The organism is Klebsiella sp. RHBSTW-00484, from assembly GCF_013705725.1.
Lineage (GTDB): Bacteria > Pseudomonadota > Gammaproteobacteria > Enterobacterales > Enterobacteriaceae > Klebsiella.
Window position 1 is genome coordinate 1,214,890 of record NZ_CP055481.1, and the last position, 18,642, is coordinate 1,233,531.

At 54.3% G+C, this 18,642-nt stretch carries 17 protein-coding genes and 1 pseudogene; 11 read left to right on the plus strand and 7 right to left on the minus strand.

What is annotated here, in order from left to right; genetic code table 11:
- The first annotated feature begins 205 nt into the window (after positions 1-205).
- The 4 genes from HV213_RS05890 to HV213_RS05905 all read left to right on the plus strand — a co-directional run bounded on the left by HV213_RS05890 (position 206) and on the right by HV213_RS05905 (position 4,295).
- A complete protein-coding gene (locus tag HV213_RS05890) occupies positions 206-1,543 on the plus strand; it encodes a PTS sugar transporter subunit IIC (RefSeq protein WP_110276437.1) in 1,338 nt (445 codons plus the stop codon).
- Between the two features lie 7 nt (positions 1,544-1,550).
- Entirely contained in the window at positions 1,551-2,978 is a 1,428-nt protein-coding gene (locus tag HV213_RS05895) for a glycoside hydrolase family 1 protein (RefSeq protein WP_181485007.1), read from the plus strand.
- A gap of 67 nt (positions 2,979-3,045) precedes the next feature.
- Positions 3,046-3,819 carry a GntR family transcriptional regulator gene (locus tag HV213_RS05900; protein WP_181485008.1) on the plus strand — a complete coding sequence of 258 codons (774 nt, stop codon included), beginning with the start codon at positions 3,046-3,048 and terminating at the stop codon, positions 3,817-3,819.
- On the plus strand, positions 3,816-4,295 hold the full coding sequence (locus HV213_RS05905; protein WP_181485009.1) for a GNAT family N-acetyltransferase: 480 nt from the start codon (positions 3,816-3,818) through the stop codon (positions 4,293-4,295). Before HV213_RS05900 ends, HV213_RS05905 begins: the two co-directional genes overlap by 4 nt.
- Here the strand turns inward: HV213_RS05905 and galR are convergent.
- Positions 4,256-5,272, minus strand: a complete 1,017-nt coding sequence (galR, locus tag HV213_RS05910) for an HTH-type transcriptional regulator GalR (RefSeq protein ID WP_181485010.1) — start codon at positions 5,270-5,272, stop codon at positions 4,256-4,258. The two genes, HV213_RS05905 and galR, sit on opposite strands and share 40 nt — an antisense overlap.
- Positions 5,273-5,893: 621 nt before the next feature.
- Between galR and aas the strand changes: the two genes are divergently transcribed.
- Both aas and lplT read left to right on the plus strand, forming a co-directional pair.
- Positions 5,894-8,053 (plus strand): bifunctional acyl-ACP--phospholipid O-acyltransferase/long-chain-fatty-acid--ACP ligase, encoded by a 2,160-nt coding sequence (aas, locus tag HV213_RS05915; RefSeq protein ID WP_181485011.1) that lies wholly within the window; start codon positions 5,894-5,896, stop codon positions 8,051-8,053.
- Positions 8,046-9,239, plus strand: a complete 1,194-nt coding sequence (gene lplT / locus HV213_RS05920; protein WP_181485012.1) for a lysophospholipid transporter LplT — start codon at positions 8,046-8,048, stop codon at positions 9,237-9,239. The genes aas and lplT overlap by 8 nt, the downstream gene beginning before the upstream one ends.
- Positions 9,240-9,425: 186 nt before the next feature.
- Here lplT and HV213_RS05925 read toward each other — a convergent pair whose 3' ends face one another.
- From HV213_RS05925 to HV213_RS05945, 5 genes are all read right to left on the minus strand, one after another.
- Complete coding sequence (locus tag HV213_RS05925; protein WP_181485013.1) at positions 9,426-10,466, minus strand: NADP(H)-dependent aldo-keto reductase; 1,041 nt, start codon at positions 10,464-10,466, stop codon at positions 9,426-9,428.
- 237 nt (positions 10,467-10,703) lie between these two features.
- Positions 10,704-10,922 (minus strand): YgdI/YgdR family lipoprotein, encoded by a 219-nt coding sequence (locus HV213_RS05930; protein ID WP_004867116.1) that lies wholly within the window; start codon positions 10,920-10,922, stop codon positions 10,704-10,706.
- A 128-nt stretch (positions 10,923-11,050) separates the two neighbouring features.
- Positions 11,051-11,764 (minus strand): TerC family protein, encoded by a 714-nt coding sequence (locus tag HV213_RS05935; protein ID WP_112213964.1) that lies wholly within the window; start codon positions 11,762-11,764, stop codon positions 11,051-11,053.
- Positions 11,765-11,845: 81 nt separating this feature from the next.
- On the minus strand, positions 11,846-12,541 hold the full coding sequence (mutH, locus tag HV213_RS05940) for a DNA mismatch repair endonuclease MutH (protein ID WP_181485014.1): 696 nt from the start codon (positions 12,539-12,541) through the stop codon (positions 11,846-11,848).
- Between the two features lie 124 nt (positions 12,542-12,665).
- Positions 12,666-12,740 (minus strand): hypothetical protein, encoded by a 75-nt coding sequence (locus HV213_RS05945; RefSeq protein WP_275944292.1) that lies wholly within the window; start codon positions 12,738-12,740, stop codon positions 12,666-12,668.
- Here HV213_RS05945 and HV213_RS33540 point away from each other — a divergent pair.
- The 5 genes and pseudogenes from HV213_RS33540 to thyA form a co-directional block, all read left to right on the plus strand.
- Positions 12,728-12,799: pseudogene (locus HV213_RS33540) on the plus strand (hypothetical protein); the annotation flags it as partial. The gene HV213_RS05945 and the pseudogene HV213_RS33540 overlap by 13 nt on opposite strands.
- A gap of 424 nt (positions 12,800-13,223) precedes the next feature.
- Positions 13,224-13,754: an RNA pyrophosphohydrolase gene (gene rppH, locus HV213_RS05950; protein WP_112213962.1), complete on the plus strand. Its 531-nt coding sequence runs from the start codon at positions 13,224-13,226 to the stop codon at positions 13,752-13,754.
- Positions 13,755-13,766: 12 nt separating this feature from the next.
- Entirely contained in the window at positions 13,767-16,013 is a 2,247-nt protein-coding gene (ptsP, locus tag HV213_RS05955) for a phosphoenolpyruvate--protein phosphotransferase (protein WP_181485015.1), read from the plus strand.
- Positions 16,014-16,233: 220 nt separating this feature from the next.
- A complete protein-coding gene (gene lgt / locus HV213_RS05960) occupies positions 16,234-17,109 on the plus strand; it encodes a prolipoprotein diacylglyceryl transferase (RefSeq protein WP_181485016.1) in 876 nt (291 codons plus the stop codon).
- Positions 17,110-17,115: 6 nt separating this feature from the next.
- Positions 17,116-17,910: a thymidylate synthase gene (gene thyA / locus HV213_RS05965; RefSeq protein WP_181485017.1), complete on the plus strand. Its 795-nt coding sequence runs from the start codon at positions 17,116-17,118 to the stop codon at positions 17,908-17,910.
- 211 nt (positions 17,911-18,121) lie between these two features.
- On the opposite strand, the gene HV213_RS05970 is transcribed toward thyA, so the two are convergent.
- Positions 18,122-18,562 carry a helix-turn-helix domain-containing protein gene (locus HV213_RS05970; protein WP_181485018.1) on the minus strand — a complete coding sequence of 147 codons (441 nt, stop codon included), beginning with the start codon at positions 18,560-18,562 and terminating at the stop codon, positions 18,122-18,124.
- Positions 18,563-18,642: the final 80 nt, after the last annotated feature.

The following is an 18,642-nucleotide window of genomic DNA, read 5'->3' on the forward strand; positions in this document are numbered from 1 at the left end:
CGATCACGCTTTTACAGGAATTGATCGTCTGAAAAAATCAAATGGCAAATGCGGTATGCCAATTTTGCGTTATTTGGAATGCCAGTAGAGAGGTTGCGAGCTTAGTCACAGAACTTTTTCTCACCAGTGATTATTTTTGGTATGCCAATAGGTGTTTGGCTGTACACCTGGTGCGCTAAAAGCCCTTAAACCTGAGGTATCCTCTATGGCATTGCAGGACAAACTGATCGACTCTCTGGGGAGTTTCGCCACGAAATTCAACAGCTATCGCTACATCATGGCAATAAAGTCTGCCTTTATTACCCTGATGCCAGTGATCATTGTCGGTGCCTTTTCGGTGCTGATCTCCAACATGGTGCTGGATCCTAAAAACGGACTGGCCAGTTTTCAGTCGCTCTCTTTTCTGGCGGCGCTAAAACCGATCACCAGCGCGATTAACTACGCGACGCTTAACTTTCTCAACATCGGTGCGGTCTTTCTTATCGGTATCGAGCTCGGGCGGATTAACGGTATCAAGAGCCTGTTTCCTGGGCTGCTGGCGGTAATCTGTTTTATCTGCGTCACGCCGACCACCGTTGAAATGATGGTCGACGGGCAAATGCATGAAGTGAAAGATGTGCTGCTGCGCCAGTTCTCCGATACCCGCAGCTTGTTCCTCGGCATGTTTATCGCCATTCTGTCGGTGGAGATCTACTGCTGGCTGGAAGGGCGTAAGGGGCTGAAGATCAAGATGCCGGATACCGTACCGCCCAACGTATCGGCGTCGTTTTCCGCTCTGATCCCATCAATTATCACCACTACGCTGATTGCCACCTTTGGCTTTATTTTTCATCAGACCACCGGCATGTATCTCTATGACGCGGTTTATCAAGTGGTGCAGCAGCCGCTGGAGCGCGTGGTACAAAGCCTGCCAGGGATCCTGCTGCTGATGTTCGTAGCGCAGCTGTTCTGGGTTATCGGCATACACGGTAACCAGATGATCAAACCGATCCGCGAGCCGCTGCTGCTGGGGGCGATCACCGTCAATATGAGCGCCTTTGAGCAGGGTAAAGAGGTGCCGAATATCATTACCATGCCGTTCTGGGATGTTTATATGAGCATCGGCGGTTCGGGGTTGACGATTGGTTTGTTGATTGCGGTGATGATCGGCACGAAACGCAAAGAGATGAAAGAGATCGCCAAACTGTCGATTGGTCCCGGGCTGTTCAATATCAACGAGCCGGTGATTTTCGGCATGCCGATCATGCTCAACCCGATCCTCGCGATCCCCTTTATTATCACTCCGCTGGTGACCGGCAGCATCGGTTACTTCGCCACCGCAGCCGGTTTTGCCGGTAAAGCGGTGGTGATGGTGCCGTGGACCACGCCGCCGCTGATTAACGCCTGGCTCTCTACGGCGGGCTCGATGGGCGCGGTGGTAACGCAGCTTATCTGTATCGTAACCGCGGTGCTTATCTACCTGCCGTTCGTCAAAATTGCCTCCCGCCGTGCGGACACCGCTCAGCGCCAGGCGGAAAACGCGCAAGTCAGCCAAAACGCATGAGGACACTATGAGCACAGTAAGGATGGCGATTCCCCACGACTTTATCCTCGGTGCTGCCGCTTCGGCATGGCAAACCGAGGGCTGGAGCGGCAAGCAAGAGGGCCAGGATTCATGGCCGGATCTCTGGTACAAGAACGACCGCCACGTCTGGCATAACGGCTATGGTCCGGCGGTAGCGACCGATTTTATCAATCGCTTTCGCGAAGATGTGCAGTTGATGAAGCTGGCGGGCCTGACCCATTACCGGACCTCAATCAACTGGTCGCGCTTTCTCATCGACTATGAAAACGTCACTGTCGATGAAGCGTATGCGACGTATTACGACCAGTTGTTTGATGAGCTGCTGGCGAACGGCATTGAGCCGATGATCTGCCTTGAGCACTATGAACTCCCGGGCTATTTGCTGGAGCAGTACGGCGGCTGGGCATCGAAAAAAGTGGTGGAGCTGTTTGTGCAGTACGTAGAGAAGGTTTTTGCCCGTTATCACCACAAGGTGACGCGCTGGTTTACCTTCAATGAGCCGATTGTGGTGCAGACCCGGGTTTACCTGGATGCGCTGCGCTGGCCCTACGAACAGAACACCGGTACCTGGATGCAGTGGAATCACCACAAAGTGCTGGCGACGGCGAAAGTGGTCAGGCTGTTTCGCGAGAAGGGCTATCGCGGTACGGTAGGTTGTATTCTCAACCCGGAGGTCACTTATCCGCGTTCCAGAGCGCCCCATGACGTGCGCGCCGCCGAAATCTACGATCTGTTTTATAACCGAGTATTCCTCGATCCGCTGGTTCACGGTGAATACCCGCCGGAGCTGTTTACCCTGCTCGAACAGCATGATGTTGCCTGGGATTATCATGCGCAAGAGCTGGCAATAATCCGTGAAAACACCATCGATGAGCTGGGGATTAATCTCTACTACCCACATCGCGTTAAGGCCCCGTCGCGCGCCTGGCACCCGCAAACGCCATTCCATCCGGCTTACTATTATGAGCCCTTTGAACTTCCGGGACGGAAGATGAACAGCTCCCGCGGTTGGGAAATCTATCCGCAAATCGTTTTTGATATGGCGATGCGCATCAAACAGGATTATCGCAATATCCCGTGGTTTGTGGCGGAAAGCGGTATGGGCGTGGAGAACGAAGGGCAGTTTCGTAACAGCGAAGGCACCATCGCTGACGACTACCGCATTCGATTTATCAGCGAGCATCTGTGGCAAACCCTGCGCGCGCGCGAAGCGGGGGCCAACTGTCACGGCTATATGCTGTGGGCGTTTACTGACAACGTTTCGCCGATGAACGCCTTCAAAAATCGCTACGGTCTGATTGAAATCGATCTGCAAAATAACCGGGCGCGACGACCGAAGGCTTCCGCCAGCTGGTTCCGTCAACTGCGGGAGAGTCGTGAGTTAACGCTGGATATTGACGATGAGTGGCGCTAGCCGGGCTTAAATTTTGCTAAGATAGCGCCGATATTGACTCGCAGGCTCAAAACGCACAGGTGATATTGTGGAGAAGGCTATCATTCCGCCGGAAAAGAAACCCTACCAGGAAATTGGTGATGATTTACGCGCACAGATTGCGCAGGGGCGCTATCCCATCGGGTCGCGCCTGCCGCCGGAACGCAATATCGCCGAAACCTACGGTGTGAGCCGGACGATAGTCCGCGAAGCGCTGCTGATGCTGGAGCTGCAGGGGACTGTCGATATTCGCCAGGGCTCTGGGGTGTACGTTATGCGCATTCCGCATGAGGACGATAGCGAGGAAGAACAGATGCTGAGCAGCGACGTCGGGCCGTTTGAAATCCTGCAGGCCCGCCAGCTGCTGGAGAGCAACATCGCCGCTTTTGCCGCCAAAATGGCTACCCGCGCCGATATCGATAATCTGAAAAGGATCATCGAACAGGAGCAACGGGCCATCGCCGCTAACGACACCACTCAGGACAACGCCCGACTGTTTCACCTGTTGCTGGCCGGAGCGACGCAAAACCAGATGCTGCTGGCGACGGTTGAGCGCATCTGGCTGCAAATGGACAGCAGCCCGCTGTGGCAGCAGTTCAACGTGCATATCGCCAGCCGCGCTTATCGCCTGAAGTGGCTTGGCGACCGGCAAACGCTCCTCGCCGCCCTGCGCCGTCGCGACGTGATGGGGGCCTGGCAGGCGATGTGGCAGCATCTCGAAAATGTGAAAAATAGCCTGCTGGAGCTTTCCGATGAAGACGCGCCGGACTTCGACGGCTATCTGTTTGAGTCGGTGCCGATTTTTCAGGGAAAGCTGGTGTGATTATTCAGCCTCTTTACGCCGGGGTGCAGCACGCCGAGCAGGTGACGGAGTGGCTGTGGCAGGCGTTTGGCGGCGATACGCTGCCGCAGGCCTTTTTCGCCAGCATCGTTGAACACAGCCAGACGCCCGGTGCGCTGCCACTTACTTTTATTGCTGTTGAAGATGGGAAACTGCTGGCAACCGTTGGGCTATGGCGCTGCGACTTAATCAGCCGTCAGGACCTGTATCCGTGGATGGCGGCGCTGTACGTTGCGCCAGAGGCGCGCGGGAAGGGGCTGGCAGGAAAGCTACAGCAGCACGTTATCGAATATGCCCGGACGCTGGGTTATTGCGAGCTGTTTCTCTACTCCGCTTGCCGCGATTTTTATGAACGTTTTGGCTGGCAATATATCGGCGATGGCCTGGATTATCCGGCCACCGCCGTCAGTTTATACCGCTACGATTTGTCGCCATCAAGCGGCGCGATCACCGAATGACGGCGGACCAGCGTCGGGCTGAAAAGGTGGGTAATTTCTGGCGGCGGACGATGTTCCGCCAGCGCTAACGCCAGTTCGGCAGCCTGAGTCGCCATGGTCACTATCGGGTAGCGCACGGTGGTCAGACGCGGGCGCACGTAGCGCGAAATCAACACATCATCAAAGCCAATCAGCGAAATCTCACGCGGCACATCAATACCGTTATCGTTTAACACGCCCATCGCACCAGCGGCCATCGAGTCGTTATAGCAGGCCACGGCGCTAAAGTTTCGCCCGCGCCCCATCAGCTCGGTCATCGCCAGTTCGCCGCCGCTCTCGTCGGGTTCTGCGAACGTCACCAGCCGGTCGTTGCACGGCAGACCGCTCTCTTTTAAGGCATCGTAATACCCTTGCAGACGATCTTCGGCATCAGAAATGGCGTGGTTGGAGCACAGGTAGCCAATGCGTGTGTGCCCTTGTTGAATCAGATGGCGGGTCGCCAGCCATGCGCCGTAGCGGTCGTCCAACGCCACGCAGCGCTGCTCGAAGCCGGGTAAAATACGGTTGATTAATACCATGCCGGGAATTTGTTTCATCAGCGAGGCCAGTTCGTCATCAGGGATGATTTTGGCGTGAACGACCAGCGCGGCACAACGATGGCGAATCAGTTGTTCAATCGCCTGGCGCTCTTTATGGACGCTGTGATAGCCGTTACCGATCAGCAAAAAATTGCCGGTATTGTAGGCCACCTGTTCGACGGCCTTGACCATCGCGCCGAAGAAGGGGTCGGAAACATCGCCCACCACCAGACCGACGGTTTCCGTTGACTGCTGCGCCAGCGCGCGGGCGTTGGCGTTTGGATGATAATTTAACGTTTCCATTGCCGCGCCTACCGACTGGCGAGAGGCTTCGCTGGCTTTTGGTGAGTTGTTGATAACGCGGGAGACGGTAGCGACAGAAACTCCTGCGAGTCGGGCTACATCCTTTATAGTCGCCATACCAGGCCTTTTAGGGTAAACGCTTACATATCGGTTATGTTACGGGAAAGTGCGGCAGATTCAAGGCTCGGTACTATTGGGTTAGCGCAATTGTGATGCAGATTAGCCTTGCTGGTGAAAAAGTTACCCACAGGCATTCTGACGAATGATACAGGAAGGGATAATTCACACCTTTGCTTACACTTTGCGATTAGCTGTTGCGAATGTTCGCTGGTTTACCCATTCAGGGCATTGATATTCTGGTTATCCCAGAGGTATTGATAGGTGGAGTCGACTTCAGGTTGACTACTCTAATTACACCAGCCTGCGCAGATGCGCAGGTTTTTTTTTACCCGCCGTTAGCCATTGTTACAGTTACCGAAAATAGCAATAACTGGTTGCACTTAGGCTCATTCCCTTGCGTTTTATGACTGGTATCGGTGGGTGAAAAAACGAGACAATCAGGATCCCAGAGGTATTGATAGGTGAGTTTTTTAAGTACGCTTTTCGTACTGATTATCTTGCACCGACCTGCGCAGATGCGCAGGTTTTTTTTGCTCTGAATTCCGCTACCTATACTGCATTTTCCATGCCTTCTCGTGTAACCTGCTTTGACTGATTAACCGGTCAAACGGAGTTGTTATGCTTTTAGGATTTTTTAGACTGCTATTCAAAGGATTGTACCGGGTAAAGCTAACCGGTGACACGCAGGCGCTGTACCAGCAAAAGGTACTGATTACGCCAAACCACGTCTCATTTCTTGATGGCGTACTGCTGGCTCTCTTCTTGCCAGTGCGCCCCGTCTTTGCGGTGTACTCCTCGATTACCGATCGCTGGTTTATGCGTGCGCTAAAGCCAATTATTGATTTCGTCCCGCTGGACCCGACCAAACCGATGTCAATCAAGCATCTGGTGCGCCTGATTGAACAGGGGCGTCCGGTGGTGATTTTCCCGGAAGGGCGGATCTCGGTGAGCGGCTCGTTGATGAAAATTTATGACGGCGCAGCCTTTGTGGCGGCGAAGTCGCAGGCGACGATTGTGCCGCTGCGAATAGAAGGTGCTGAACTCACGCCCTTTAGTCGCCTGAAGGGCTTGGTTAAGCGCCGCCTGTTCCCGCGCATTCAGTTGCATGTACTGCCACCGACGCATCTGGTGATGCCGGATGCGCCGCGCGCCCGCGACCGGCGTAAAATCGCCGGTGAAATGTTGCATCAAATCATGATGGAAGCGCGGATGGCGGTGCGCCCGCGCGAAACGCTGTATGAGGCGCTGCTGGCGGCTCAGGACCGTTACGGCGCGCGCAAAAACTGCGTGGAAGATATTAATTTTCAGCCGGACACCTACCGTAAACTGCTGACCAAAACGCTGTTTGTGGCGCGTATTCTGGAAAAATACAGCGCGCAGGGCGAAAAAATCGGCCTGATGTTACCGAATGCCGGGATTAGCGCGGCGGTGATTTTTGGCGCTATCGCCCGTGGGCGCATTCCGGCGATGATGAACTACACCGCCGGGATAAAAGGCCTGAGCAGCGCCATTACCGCTGCGGAAATCAAAACCGTATTTACCTCTCGTACCTTCCTCGACAAAGGTAAACTCTGGCATCTGCCGGAGCAACTGACTCAGGTGCGCTGGGTATTCCTCGAAGATTTAAAAGGTGACGTCACCGCTGCCGATAAGCTGTGGATTTTCAGTCGCTTGCTGATGCCGAAGCTGGCGCAGGTTAAGCAGCAGCCGGAAGACGCGGCGATGGTTCTGTTTACCTCCGGCTCGGAAGGCAACCCGAAAGGGGTGGTGCATAGCCACAAGAGCCTGCTGGCCAACGTTGAGCAGATTAAAACCATCGCTGACTTCACCGCCAACGACCGCTTCATGTCGGCATTGCCGCTGTTCCACTCCTTTGGCCTGACAGTGGGCCTGTTGACGCCGCTGTTTACCGGCGCAGAAGTCTTTCTCTATCCCAGCCCGCTGCATTACCGCGTGGTGCCGGAGCTGGTGTACGACCGCAACTGTACGGTGCTGTTCGGCACCTCGACCTTCCTCGCCAACTACGCCCGCTTCGCTAATCCGTATGATTTTTATCGCCTGCGTTACGTTGTCGCCGGGGCAGAGAAGCTGCAGGAAAGCACGAAGCAGATCTGGCAGGACAAGTTCGGCCTGCGCATTCTTGAAGGCTACGGTGTCACCGAATGCGCGCCGGTCGTCTCAATTAACGTGCCAATGGCGGCGAAAGTGGGCACCGTTGGCCGCATTTTGCCTGGCATGGACGCCCGTCTGCTGGCGATGCCTGGTATTGAAGAGGGGGGCCGTTTACAGCTCAAAGGCCCGAATATCATGAAAGGCTATCTGCGGGTAGAAAACCCTGGCGTGCTGGAAGCACCGACGGCGGAAAATCAGCACGGCGAAGTGGAAACCGGCTGGTATGACACCGGGGATATCGTCGGCTTTGATGAGCAAGGCTATGTGCGAATTCAGGGCCGTGCCAAGCGCTTTGCCAAAATCGCTGGTGAGATGGTGTCGCTGGAGATGGTCGAGCAGCTGGCGCTGGCGATTTCGCCGGACAAAATGCACGGCACGGCGATTAAACAAGATGCCAGCAAGGGCGAGGCGCTGGTGCTGTTTACCACCGATAATGAACTGAATCGTGAAAAACTGCTGCGCTATGCCCGTGAACACGGCGTGCCGGAGCTGGCGGTACCGCGCGACATTCGCTGGCTTAAGCAGCTCCCGTTATTGGGCAGCGGCAAGCCGGACTTTGTCACCCTCAAAGGTATGGTAGAACAGACGGAACATTCCCATGAGTGAGTCAGTACACACTAACAATTCGCTGTACTCGAAAGGGATGGTGGCGGTTATCTGCGCCCAGTTTCTCTCGGCGTTTGGCGATAATGCGCTGCTGTTCGCCACCCTGGCGCTGATGAAACAGCTGTTCTACCCGGAGTGGAGCCAGCCGGTATTGCAGATGTTGTTTGTGGGCGCTTACATTCTTTTCGCGCCGTTTGTCGGGCAGTTTGCCGATAGCTTCGCTAAAGGGCGGGTGATGATGGTCGCTAACGGACTGAAGCTTATCGGCGCAGGCTGCATCTGCTTCGGCGTGAACCCGTTTATTGGCTACACGTTAGTGGGCATTGGCGCAGCCGCCTATTCCCCGGCTAAATACGGCATCCTCGGCGAGCTGACGACTGGCGATAAGTTAGTGAAAGCTAACGGCTTGATGGAGTCCTCTACTATTGCGGCGATACTGCTTGGCTCAATGGCTGGCGGTGTTCTGGCTGACTGGCATGTTGTTGCGGCGCTCAGCGTCTGCGCGGTGGTGTATGCCGGAGCGGTGGTGGCCAACTTGTGGATCCCGAAGCTGCCCGCGGCGCGTCCGGGGCAGTCATGGCGCTTTAAGCCGATGACTCACAGTTTCTTTAGCGCCTGCACCACACTATGGCGCAACAGCGAAACCCGCTTTTCGCTGGTGGGTACCAGCTTATTTTGGGGGGCGGGCGTTACGCTGCGCTTCCTGCTGGTGTTGTGGGTGCCGGTGGCGCTGGGGATCACCAGCAACGCGATGCCGACTTATCTCAACGCGATGGTGGCAGTAGGGATTGTGCTGGGGGCCGGTGCGGCGGCGAAGCTGGTGACGCTGGAAACGGTGTCCCGCTGTCTGCCTGCCGGTTTCTTAATTGGCGTTGTCGTGGTCTTCTTTGCCATTCAACACGCTTTGTTACCGGCGTTTGGTCTGCTGTTGCTGCTCGGCGCGTTCGGTGGTTTCTTTATCGTACCGTTGAATGCGCTGCTCCAGGAGCGCGGGAAGCATACGGTTGGCGCAGGTAACGCGATCGCGGTGCAGAACCTCGGCGAGAACGTGGCGATGCTGCTGATGCTGGGCCTCTATTCCCTGGCGGTGAGCATCGGTATTCCGGTTGTCGGCGTAGGGATTGGCTTCGGCACGGTCTTTGCCCTGGCGATCGCCGCCCTGTGGGTTTGGGGACGGCGCAAATAATCTCTCGGTGGCGCTGAACTGGTATTTTCCCGGAGGCGGCGCATTGCGCCTGTCCGGGCTACAAGTTCGCGTGGTTTTGTAGCCCGGACAGATGCGTAGCATCGCCTCCGGGAAAGAAGCCTGCGCGGTTCTGGAATTTTGTAGCCCGGGTAAGGCGTTTACGCCGCGACCCGGGGCTTTCCTGTCTTACGGTGCCGGGTAGGTATAAACCTGATGCACCGCTTCAATCTCTGCTAATACTTCTGCGCTTAGCTCCAGATGCAGGCTCTCGACGTTAGTCTTAAGCTGCTCCATGGTCGTCGCCCCAAGCAGGGTGCTGGCGACAAACGGTTGGCGACGCACGAAGGCCAGCGCCATCTGAGCCGGGTCAATATTGTGACGCTTAGCGATATCGACATAGGCTGCCACCGCTTTCTGCGTCTGCTCGCCGCTATAGCGAGTAAAGCGGCTGAACAGCGTATTGCGCGCTCCGGCCGGTTTCGCGCCATTAAGGTATTTCCCGGTCAGCGTACCGAACGCCAGACAGGAATAAGCCAGCAGCTCGACACCTTCATATTGACTCACTTCCGCCAGACCCACTTCATAGCTGCGGTTCACCAGACTGTACGGATTCTGGATGGTCACAATGCGCGGCAGGTCGTGTTTGTCTGCCAGGTGCAGATAACGCATCACGCCAAACGCCGTTTCGTTAGAAACGCCGATATAGCGAATCTTCCCGGCGCGCTGGAACTCAGTGAGCGCCTCCAGCGTATCCAACAGAGTGACGACCGGAGCGGAGTCGGCCCAGGTATAGCCCAGCTTGCCAAAACAGTTGGTTGGGCGCTGCGGCCAGTGGACCTGGTAGAGGTCGAGATAATCGGTTTGCAGGCGCTTCAGGCTGTCGTGTAGCGCCTCGCGGATGTTTTTACGATCCAGCTTATGGTCAGGACGGATGCTGCTGTCGTTGTTGCGAGAAGGGCCGCTAACTTTAGAGGCGATAATCAGCTTCTCGCGATTGCCGCGCTTAGCCAGCCAGTTACCAACGTAGGTTTCCGTCAGGCCCTGGGTTTCCGGGCGCGGTGGGACGGGATACATTTCAGCGACATCAATTAGATTGATACCCTGACTGACGGCATAGTCGAGCTGCTCGTGTGCGTCTGCCTCGCTATTCTGCTCACCAAACGTCATTGTGCCCAGCCCCAGCGTGCTGATTTCAAGAGAACTGTGTGGGATACGGTGATACTGCATAGCCAGCTTCCTTTTTTATCTACAAGGTCAGGCGTTCCCCGACAAAGGAATATAAAAATGGCAGAGGGGGAGAAAAAGAGGAAGTAAAAAGATCAAAAAAGCCGGGCTTGCGAAACGTAGCCTGATTTATCCCTGCGGATGCATCAGATTTTCCCGACTCTTTTTTGAAAACTGAAGGATGTTGAAGAGGCAGCGCAGCCACGCGATGAATGACAAGCTGCTGGTCAACGAAATATCTTAACGTTTAATAATCTGGGAAACGTCATCACGATTGATCTGCATTTTGTTACCTTGCTGATCTTCGTAACTGATTAGACCGGTATCATCATCTACTGCGGGTTTACCATCAGTCAGAATCATACGGCCATCTTTGGTCGCCATCACGTAATCGCTGCTGCAACCGGAAACCGAGAACGCCAGTCCTACGGCGGAAATCAATACTGCCCATTTTTTCATTGTTGTTACCTCTATTATTTATGGCCGCACCTCGTACCAGTATATTAATAGCCTGATTTGTGAGACATAAAAAGTAGTTAAGTCTTAAAAAAGGATTGCAGCCCGTTTCAGGGCTGCATTTTAGCGGGTTACAGCGGGTTTTTTTTATTTCGCAGCAGGTTGAGGCTTTCAACCGCAATGGAAAAGAACATCGCGAAATAGATGTAACCTTTCGGCACGTGCACGTCGAAACTTTCGAGCATCAGCGTGAAGCCGACGAGAATCAAAAACGACAGCGCCAGCATTTTGACTGAAGGGTGGCGGTCAACAAAATCGCCTATTGAACGCGCGGCAAACATCATCACCAGCACCGAGATAATGACCGCAGCCATCATAATAAACAGATGATCCGACAGCCCAACGGCGGTGATCACCGAATCGAGGCTGAAAATGATATCCAGCAGCATAATCTGCACAATCGCGCCCATAAATGAATGGACGTTGGTTTTCAGCCCTTCTTCTTCCCCTTCGATCGATTCGTGAATCTCTTTACTCGCCTTCCAGATAAGGAACAGCCCGCCGAGCAGCAGAATCAGATCGCGAAAAGAGACCTCCTGGCTGAACACAGTAAACAGTGGATTGGTGAGCTTGACGACCCATGCTATTGACGCCAACAGCGCCAGACGCATGATCATCGCCCCCATTAACCCGATGCGGCGGGCATGAGCCCGTTGCGCGGTGGGGAGTTTTGCGACAACCAGAGAGAGGAAAATAATATTATCGATCCCAAGCACTATCTCCAGCAGCGTCAGCGTACCAAGTGCCAGCCAGGCGTTAGGATCGGTTACCCATGCAAATAACATCGTTCAAAGTCCTGCAAAATAGAAAGATGCAATTATATGCAACCATGGCGGCAGAACAAAAAATTAATCATCTTCTGGTCGTTATTTAGAGGAGAGAAGGAAATGGCGGGCCAGCAGGGCGGCGGTGAAATTTTTCTTTAGATAAAACCCGCGCGGTAGAGTGAGGATGGGCTCGCCGTGAGTACCGATGGCTTCGGTTAGCGCTTTACTGTTCGCCGCTTTTGGACGCAACTGCAGTACTTCGCCATGGCGAGCGGTGATACGCTCAACCTGCCCCAGAACGATCAGGTCCATTAACTCTTCCCAATCCATGCGCAGCTGGCGATCTTCCTCTTCGCTCGGGCTCCACAGCAGCGGCGCTCCGACGCGGCGCTCGGCAAGCGGGATCGTGCGCGCGCCTTCAACGGGTACCCACAATACGCGCTTAAGCTTATGGCGCACGTGGCTACTCTCCCAGGTGACGCCGCTATTGCCGGTAAGCGGTGCAACGCAGACGAAGGTGGTCTCCAGCGGACGGCCCTGAAAGTCGACCGGTATCGTTTTAAGCTCAACGCCCAGCGCGGCGAAGTCCTGCTCGGGTTTACTGCCCGCGCTGGCTCCTAGCCAAATCTCCAGTAGGATGCCGATCCACCCTTTATCACGTTTTAAATCGCGTGGGATCGGAATGCCCGCCAGTGCGGCCAATTCACCTAACGAATAACCTGCCAACTGCTGCGCCTGGGCCAGCAGTTGCTCCTGGCTTTGCGGTGGTGATGGGAGCGGCGCAATGATTGGCATAACATGAAACCTCTGTCTAAAAAATGAGCGGTAATTTAATCCGTTGTGGATAGAGTTTACCTTTTCTGGGGTAAGTATGACAATGTGATGATTCGTATGACTTTTTTTTCTATTTTTTACCGCTTTAAAAATTGTTAAAACGAGTTTTCCAGAACTGGTCACTGGCAATGAACAGGATCTTACACCATGTTATCCACAGAAAACTGGGATAACTGGGGAAAAGCCCCACTACTGTTTCCATTTACAGCCTTGACGTGCGGGTAAAATCGAGTTTTTAGACGAAATATGCTCAGCTGGCTTGCTTAAGCTGTGGATAAAACCAACATTGCTCGATCTTTCATCAGTTCCAGGATCTCATATGTGATGATCATCACGTTATGCTATGGTTTATGAAAGTTTTTCATTATAACTTAATGAAAAATATGTCATTATTTATTTGTGTTATCACTACGCCGTTCGGATTACTCTGGGTTTTCCCTGGTTAATTCCATACTTCTTCACAACTCTATCCACAGAAAAAGTGAATAAAATCGCCCGGAGATGGCTGTCGCTGTTTATAACTCGGGGTATTACTGTGAGTTATTCAAATGTTATTCGATCTCATCGTGCTAACAGAGTGGTTTACCGTTTCCAGCGAGTGTGAAACAATCATTCACATTGAAGCTTATTTTGAGGTAGTCCGGTGATTGATGACGATGGCTACCGCCCAAATGTCGGCATTGTAATCTGTAATCGCCAGGGCCAGGTCATGTGGGCCAGGCGCTATGGTCAGCACTCGTGGCAGTTCCCGCAAGGGGGCATTAATCCAGGAGAATCAGCAGAGCAAGCGATGTATCGGGAATTGTTCGAAGAAGTTGGGTTAAGCCGCAAAGATGTGCGGATCCTGGCTTCAACCCGTAACTGGTTGCGTTACAAATTACCTAAGCGTTTGGTGCGTTGGGACACAAAGCCGGTATGTATCGGCCAGAAACAGAAGTGGTTTCTCCTGCAATTGATCGGCAGTGATGCGGATGTCAATATGCAAACCAGCAGTACACCTGAGTTTGATGGCTGGCGATGGGTAAGTTACTGGTACCCGGTGCGCCAGGTGGTGTCGTTTAAGCGCGACGTTTACCGCCGGGTGATGAAAGAGTTTGCCAGCGTCACTATGGCGCTAGCGGAGAGCGCGCCTAAGCCGCAAAGCGCGCCTGCATATCGACGTAAAAGAGGTTAAGCCACGCACATTATGCTCACTCGGTTGCGAGAAATAGTCGAGAAGGTCGCGAGTGCGCCGCGTTTAAACGAGGCGCTGGATATCCTGGTAACCGATATCTGCGCCGCGATGGAGACGGAAGTCTGTTCGGTTTATCTGGCTGACAACGACCGACGCTGCTATTACCTGATGGCGACTCGCGGGTTGAAAAAGCCCCGCGGGCGCATTGTTGCGCTCGCTTTTGATGAAGGCCTGGTCGGTCTGGTTGGCCGCCTGGCGGAACCCATTAACCTTGCCGACGCGCAAAAGCACCCCAGCTTTAAATATATTCCTGCGGTAAAAGAGGGCCGTTTTCGCGCCTTCCTTGGTGTACCGATCATCCAGCGGCGTCAGCTGCTGGGGGTACTGGTAGTACAGCAGCGCGAGCTGCGTCAGTTCGATGAAAGCGAAGAGTCTTTTCTTGTCACTCTGGCCACGCAAATCGCCGGCATTCTCTCTCAATCTCAGCTGACCGCGTTGTTCGGTCAATATCGTCAGACCCGCATCCGCGCGCTGCCCGCTTCATCGGGCGTCGCGATTGCCGAAGGCTGGATGGACGTCAGCCTGCCGTTGATGGAGCAGGTCTACGAAGCCTCGACGCTTGATACGGCTTCAGAGCGCGAACGGTTGACCGGCGCGCTGGAAGAGGCAGCCAACGAATTTCGTCGCTACAGCAAACGCTACTCTGCCGGGGCGCAAAAAGAGACCGCGGCAATCTTTGACCTCTATTCACACCTGCTTTCCGACGCGCGTCTACGCCGTGAACTGTTCGCCGAAGTCGATCAAGGCGCGGTGGCTGAGTGGGCGGTGAAGAAGATTATCGAGAAGTTTGCCGAACAGTTTGCCGCGCTCAGCGATGGGTATCTGAAAGAACGCGCGGGCGATCTGCGTACGCTAGGCCAGCGGCTGCTTTTTCACCTTGATGACAGCATTCAAGGTCCGAATACCTGGCCAGAGCGCATTGTGCTGGTGGCCGATGAGCTGTCAGCGGCGACTCTGGCGGAAGTCCCCCAGGAGCGTTTAGCGGGCGTGGTCGTTCGCGACGGCGCGGCGAACTCACACGCTGCGATTATGGTCCGTGCTCTGGGCATTCCGACGGTGATGGGGGCGGATATTCAGCCTTCGCTGCTGCACGGACATACCCTGATCGTCGACGGCTATCGCGGCGAGCTGCTGGTTGACCCGGAGCCGGTGCTGCTGCAAGAGTATCAGCGCCTGATCAGCGAAGAAAACGAACTCAGTCGCCTGGCTGAAGACGATCTCGAACGCGCATCCGAACTGAAAAGCGGTGAGCGGGTAAAAGTGATGCTCAACGCGGGCCTGAGCCCTGAGCACGAAGAAAAACTTGGCAATTTTGTCGACGGCATTGGTCTGTATCGCACCGAAATCCCCTTTATGCTGCAAAGTGGCTTCCCCTCTGAAGAGGAGCAGGTTGCGCAGTATCAAGGGATGTTGCAGATGTTCAACGAGAAATCGGTGACCCTGCGCACGCTTGATATCGGGGCGGATAAACAGCTGCCATATATGCCGATTAGCGAAGAAAATCCGTGCCTTGGCTGGCGTGGCATTCGGATCACGCTCGATCAGCCGGAGATCTTTCTGGTTCAGGTGCGCGCGATGCTGCGTGCCAACGCGGCGACCGGCAATCTCAGCATTTTGCTGCCGATGGTCACCAGCCTGGATGAAGTGGATGAGGCCCGCCGTCTTATCGATCGCGCCAGCCGTGAAGTGGAAGAGATGATCGGTTATGCCATTCCACGTCCGCGTCTTGGCGTGATGCTGGAAGTGCCCTCGATGGTCTTTATGCTGCCGCAACTGGCCAGCCGCGTCGATTTTATCTCCGTTGGCACTAATGACCTGACGCAGTATCTTCTCGCCGTGGATCGTAACAATACCCGAGTCGCCAGTATGTACGATAGCCTGCACCCGGCGGTACTGCGTGCGCTGGCGATGATTGCCCGTGATGCCGAGCGTTTTGGTATCGACCTGCGTCTTTGCGGAGAAATGGCGGGTGATCCGATGTGCGTGACGATCCTGATTGGTCTTGGCTATCGCCATCTGTCGATGAACGGTCGTTCGGTAGCGAGGGTGAAATACCTGTTGCGCCGCATTGATATCAACGAGGCTCAGGAGCTTTCTCACCGCAGTCTGGAAGCGCAAATGACTGCGGAAGTTCGCCACCAGGTTGCCGCCTTTATGGAGAGACGCGGTCTGGGCGGCCTGATTCGCGGTGGCCGCTGAACGGGCTACGGGTTTTGTAGCCCGGACAGGTGCGCAGCACCGCCTCCGGGAAATGCCTCGACGCTCATTCGCATTCGTATACATATCTTTTACATGTCCGGCGCGGATCGTCCTTAACGCTTATGCTATCATTCGCAGCCTTTGGAGCGCCCGTTTTTGGCGGGCGCGAACGATAACCGCTGTCCACTTTCGGCGGAATAACAAGTGTTTATGGTGACAGATGAATAGTGGCTACCTGCATTTTCCGGAGTTTGATCCGGTAATATTTTCCATTGGACCGCTCGCCCTCCACTGGTACGGCATGATGTACCTGGTTGGGTTTATTTTTGCGATGTGGTTGGCCACCCGTCGGGCCAATCGTCCGGGCAGCGGTTGGACGAAAAACGAAGTTGAAAACCTGCTGTATGCCGGGTTCCTCGGGGTCTTCCTCGGTGGTCGTATTGGCTATGTATTTTTCTATAACCTGCCGGTATTCCTCGACGATCCGCTCTATCTGTTCCGCGTCTGGGACGGCGGGATGTCCTTCCACGGCGGCCTCATCGGTGTGATTCTGGTGATGATCATCTTCGCCAAACGCACGAAGCGCACTTTCTTCCAGGTCTCTGATTTTATTGCGCCGCTGATTCCATTTGGCCTGGGTGCCGGGCGTCTGGGCAACTTTATCAACGGCGAACTGTGGGGACGCGTCGATCCGAGCTTCCACTATACGATGATTTTTCCCGGCTCCCGTGCAGAAGATCTGGCGCTGCTGCCGTCGCATCCTGAGTGGCAATCGCTGTTCGACACTTACGGCGCGCTGCCGCGTCACGCTTCGCAGCTCTATGAAATGGCGCTGGAAGGCGTGGTGTTGTTCCTGATCCTGAATCTGTTTATCCGCAAACCACGCCCAACCGGTTCGGTCTCTGGCCTGTTCCTGATTGGCTACGGCCTGTTCCGCATCATCGTGGAATTCTTCCGCCAGCCCGACGCGCAGTTCACTGGCGGCTGGGTACAGTACATCAGCATGGGGCAGATTCTTTCCATCCCGATGGTGCTTGCGGGTATCATAATGATGGTCTGGGCGTACCGTTGTCGTCCGCAGCAACAAAACTCTTGAGGAACCATGAAACAGTATCTTGATTTGATGCAGAAAGTGCTCGCTGAGGGCACGCAAAAAAATGACCGCACCGGAACTGGCACAGTCTCTATCTTCGGCCATCAGATGCGTTTTAACCTGCAGGAAGGATTCCCGTTGGTGACGACCAAGCGCTGTCATTTACGCTCCATCATCCATGAACTGCTGTGGTTCCTGCAAGGTGATACAAACGTTGCGTATTTGCGCGATAACAACGTCACCATCTGGGACGAGTGGGCGGATGAGAATGGCGATCTGGGACCGGTCTATGGCAAACAGTGGCGTTCATGGCCTGCGCCGGATGGCCGTCATATCGACCAGATCAGCACCGTGATGGAACAGCTGAAAAACGACCCGGATTCGCGCCGCATCATCGTCTCGGCATGGAACGTCGGCGAGCTGAACAAAATGGCGCTGGCACCGTGCCACGCGTTTTTCCAGTTCTATGTAGCGGATGGAAAGCTCTCTTGCCAGCTGTATCAGCGCTCTTGCGACGTGTTCCTCGGCCTGCCGTTCAATATCGCCAGCTACGCACTGCTGGTGCATATGGTCGCACAGCAATGCGACCTCGAAGTAGGTGATTTTGTCTGGACTGGCGGCGACACTCACCTGTACAGCAACCATATGGAGCAGACGCATCTGCAGCTGAGCCGCGAACCGCGCGCGCTGCCGAAGCTGGTCATCAAACGCAAACCGGCGTCGATTTTTGACTACCGTTTTGAAGACTTCGAAATTGAAGGCTATGACCCGCATCCGGGGATCAAAGCGCCTGTGGCGATTTGATCTGGAAGTGACGACGAAAAACCGCTGATACTTGAAGTGAACCCCGAAAGTTGGATATCCAGCAAGTAGGGGTTTGTTGTTTATGGGACACAAAAACTATTCAGTCAGATTCAAGCAATCTGTTGCCCTTTATTTCCTCTCTGGAAAGGATTATACCGGAGGGATATCAAGGCTATTTGGCGCTAGCAACGGCACCGCTCCCCAAAGCTGACTACCCTTTTTTCTCTGCGTCAGGTGGCTGGAAAGACCACACCACGCTGTGAGAGGCCGATGAGGTGTACCATTCGTTAATGGTAGCGTTTGCCTCCTTGGTCTGTGCGGTCGCGGCAAATTTCTCTTTTGGCTGATGTGTTTTTTTCCGAATACGGATACGGGAAGGTGTCGTGGTATTGATTTGCGCGTTAAAGGTACGAATGTGTGAATCGAATAAAACAGACTCCAACTGATGCAGACGATCCAGACCGCGTAAAATACCAATAAGCGTACTGAGAGTAACGGACTCGCCTAATTCAACGCGTTTGATAGTTGCAGCGCCGACCTGTGCGCGCTCGGCCAGCTCAATCTGTGACAGCCCAAGCTGTATACGCGTTTCTTTAATTCTGCGGCACAATTCAGAAATAATTTCACTGTCGGGCATCGTACTGAAACGCATTTCAATTCCTCTACTACGTAATAAATCCTGACAGATTATTTAGCATATTAAATTATAAATAAAGCAGATAATTTATCTTT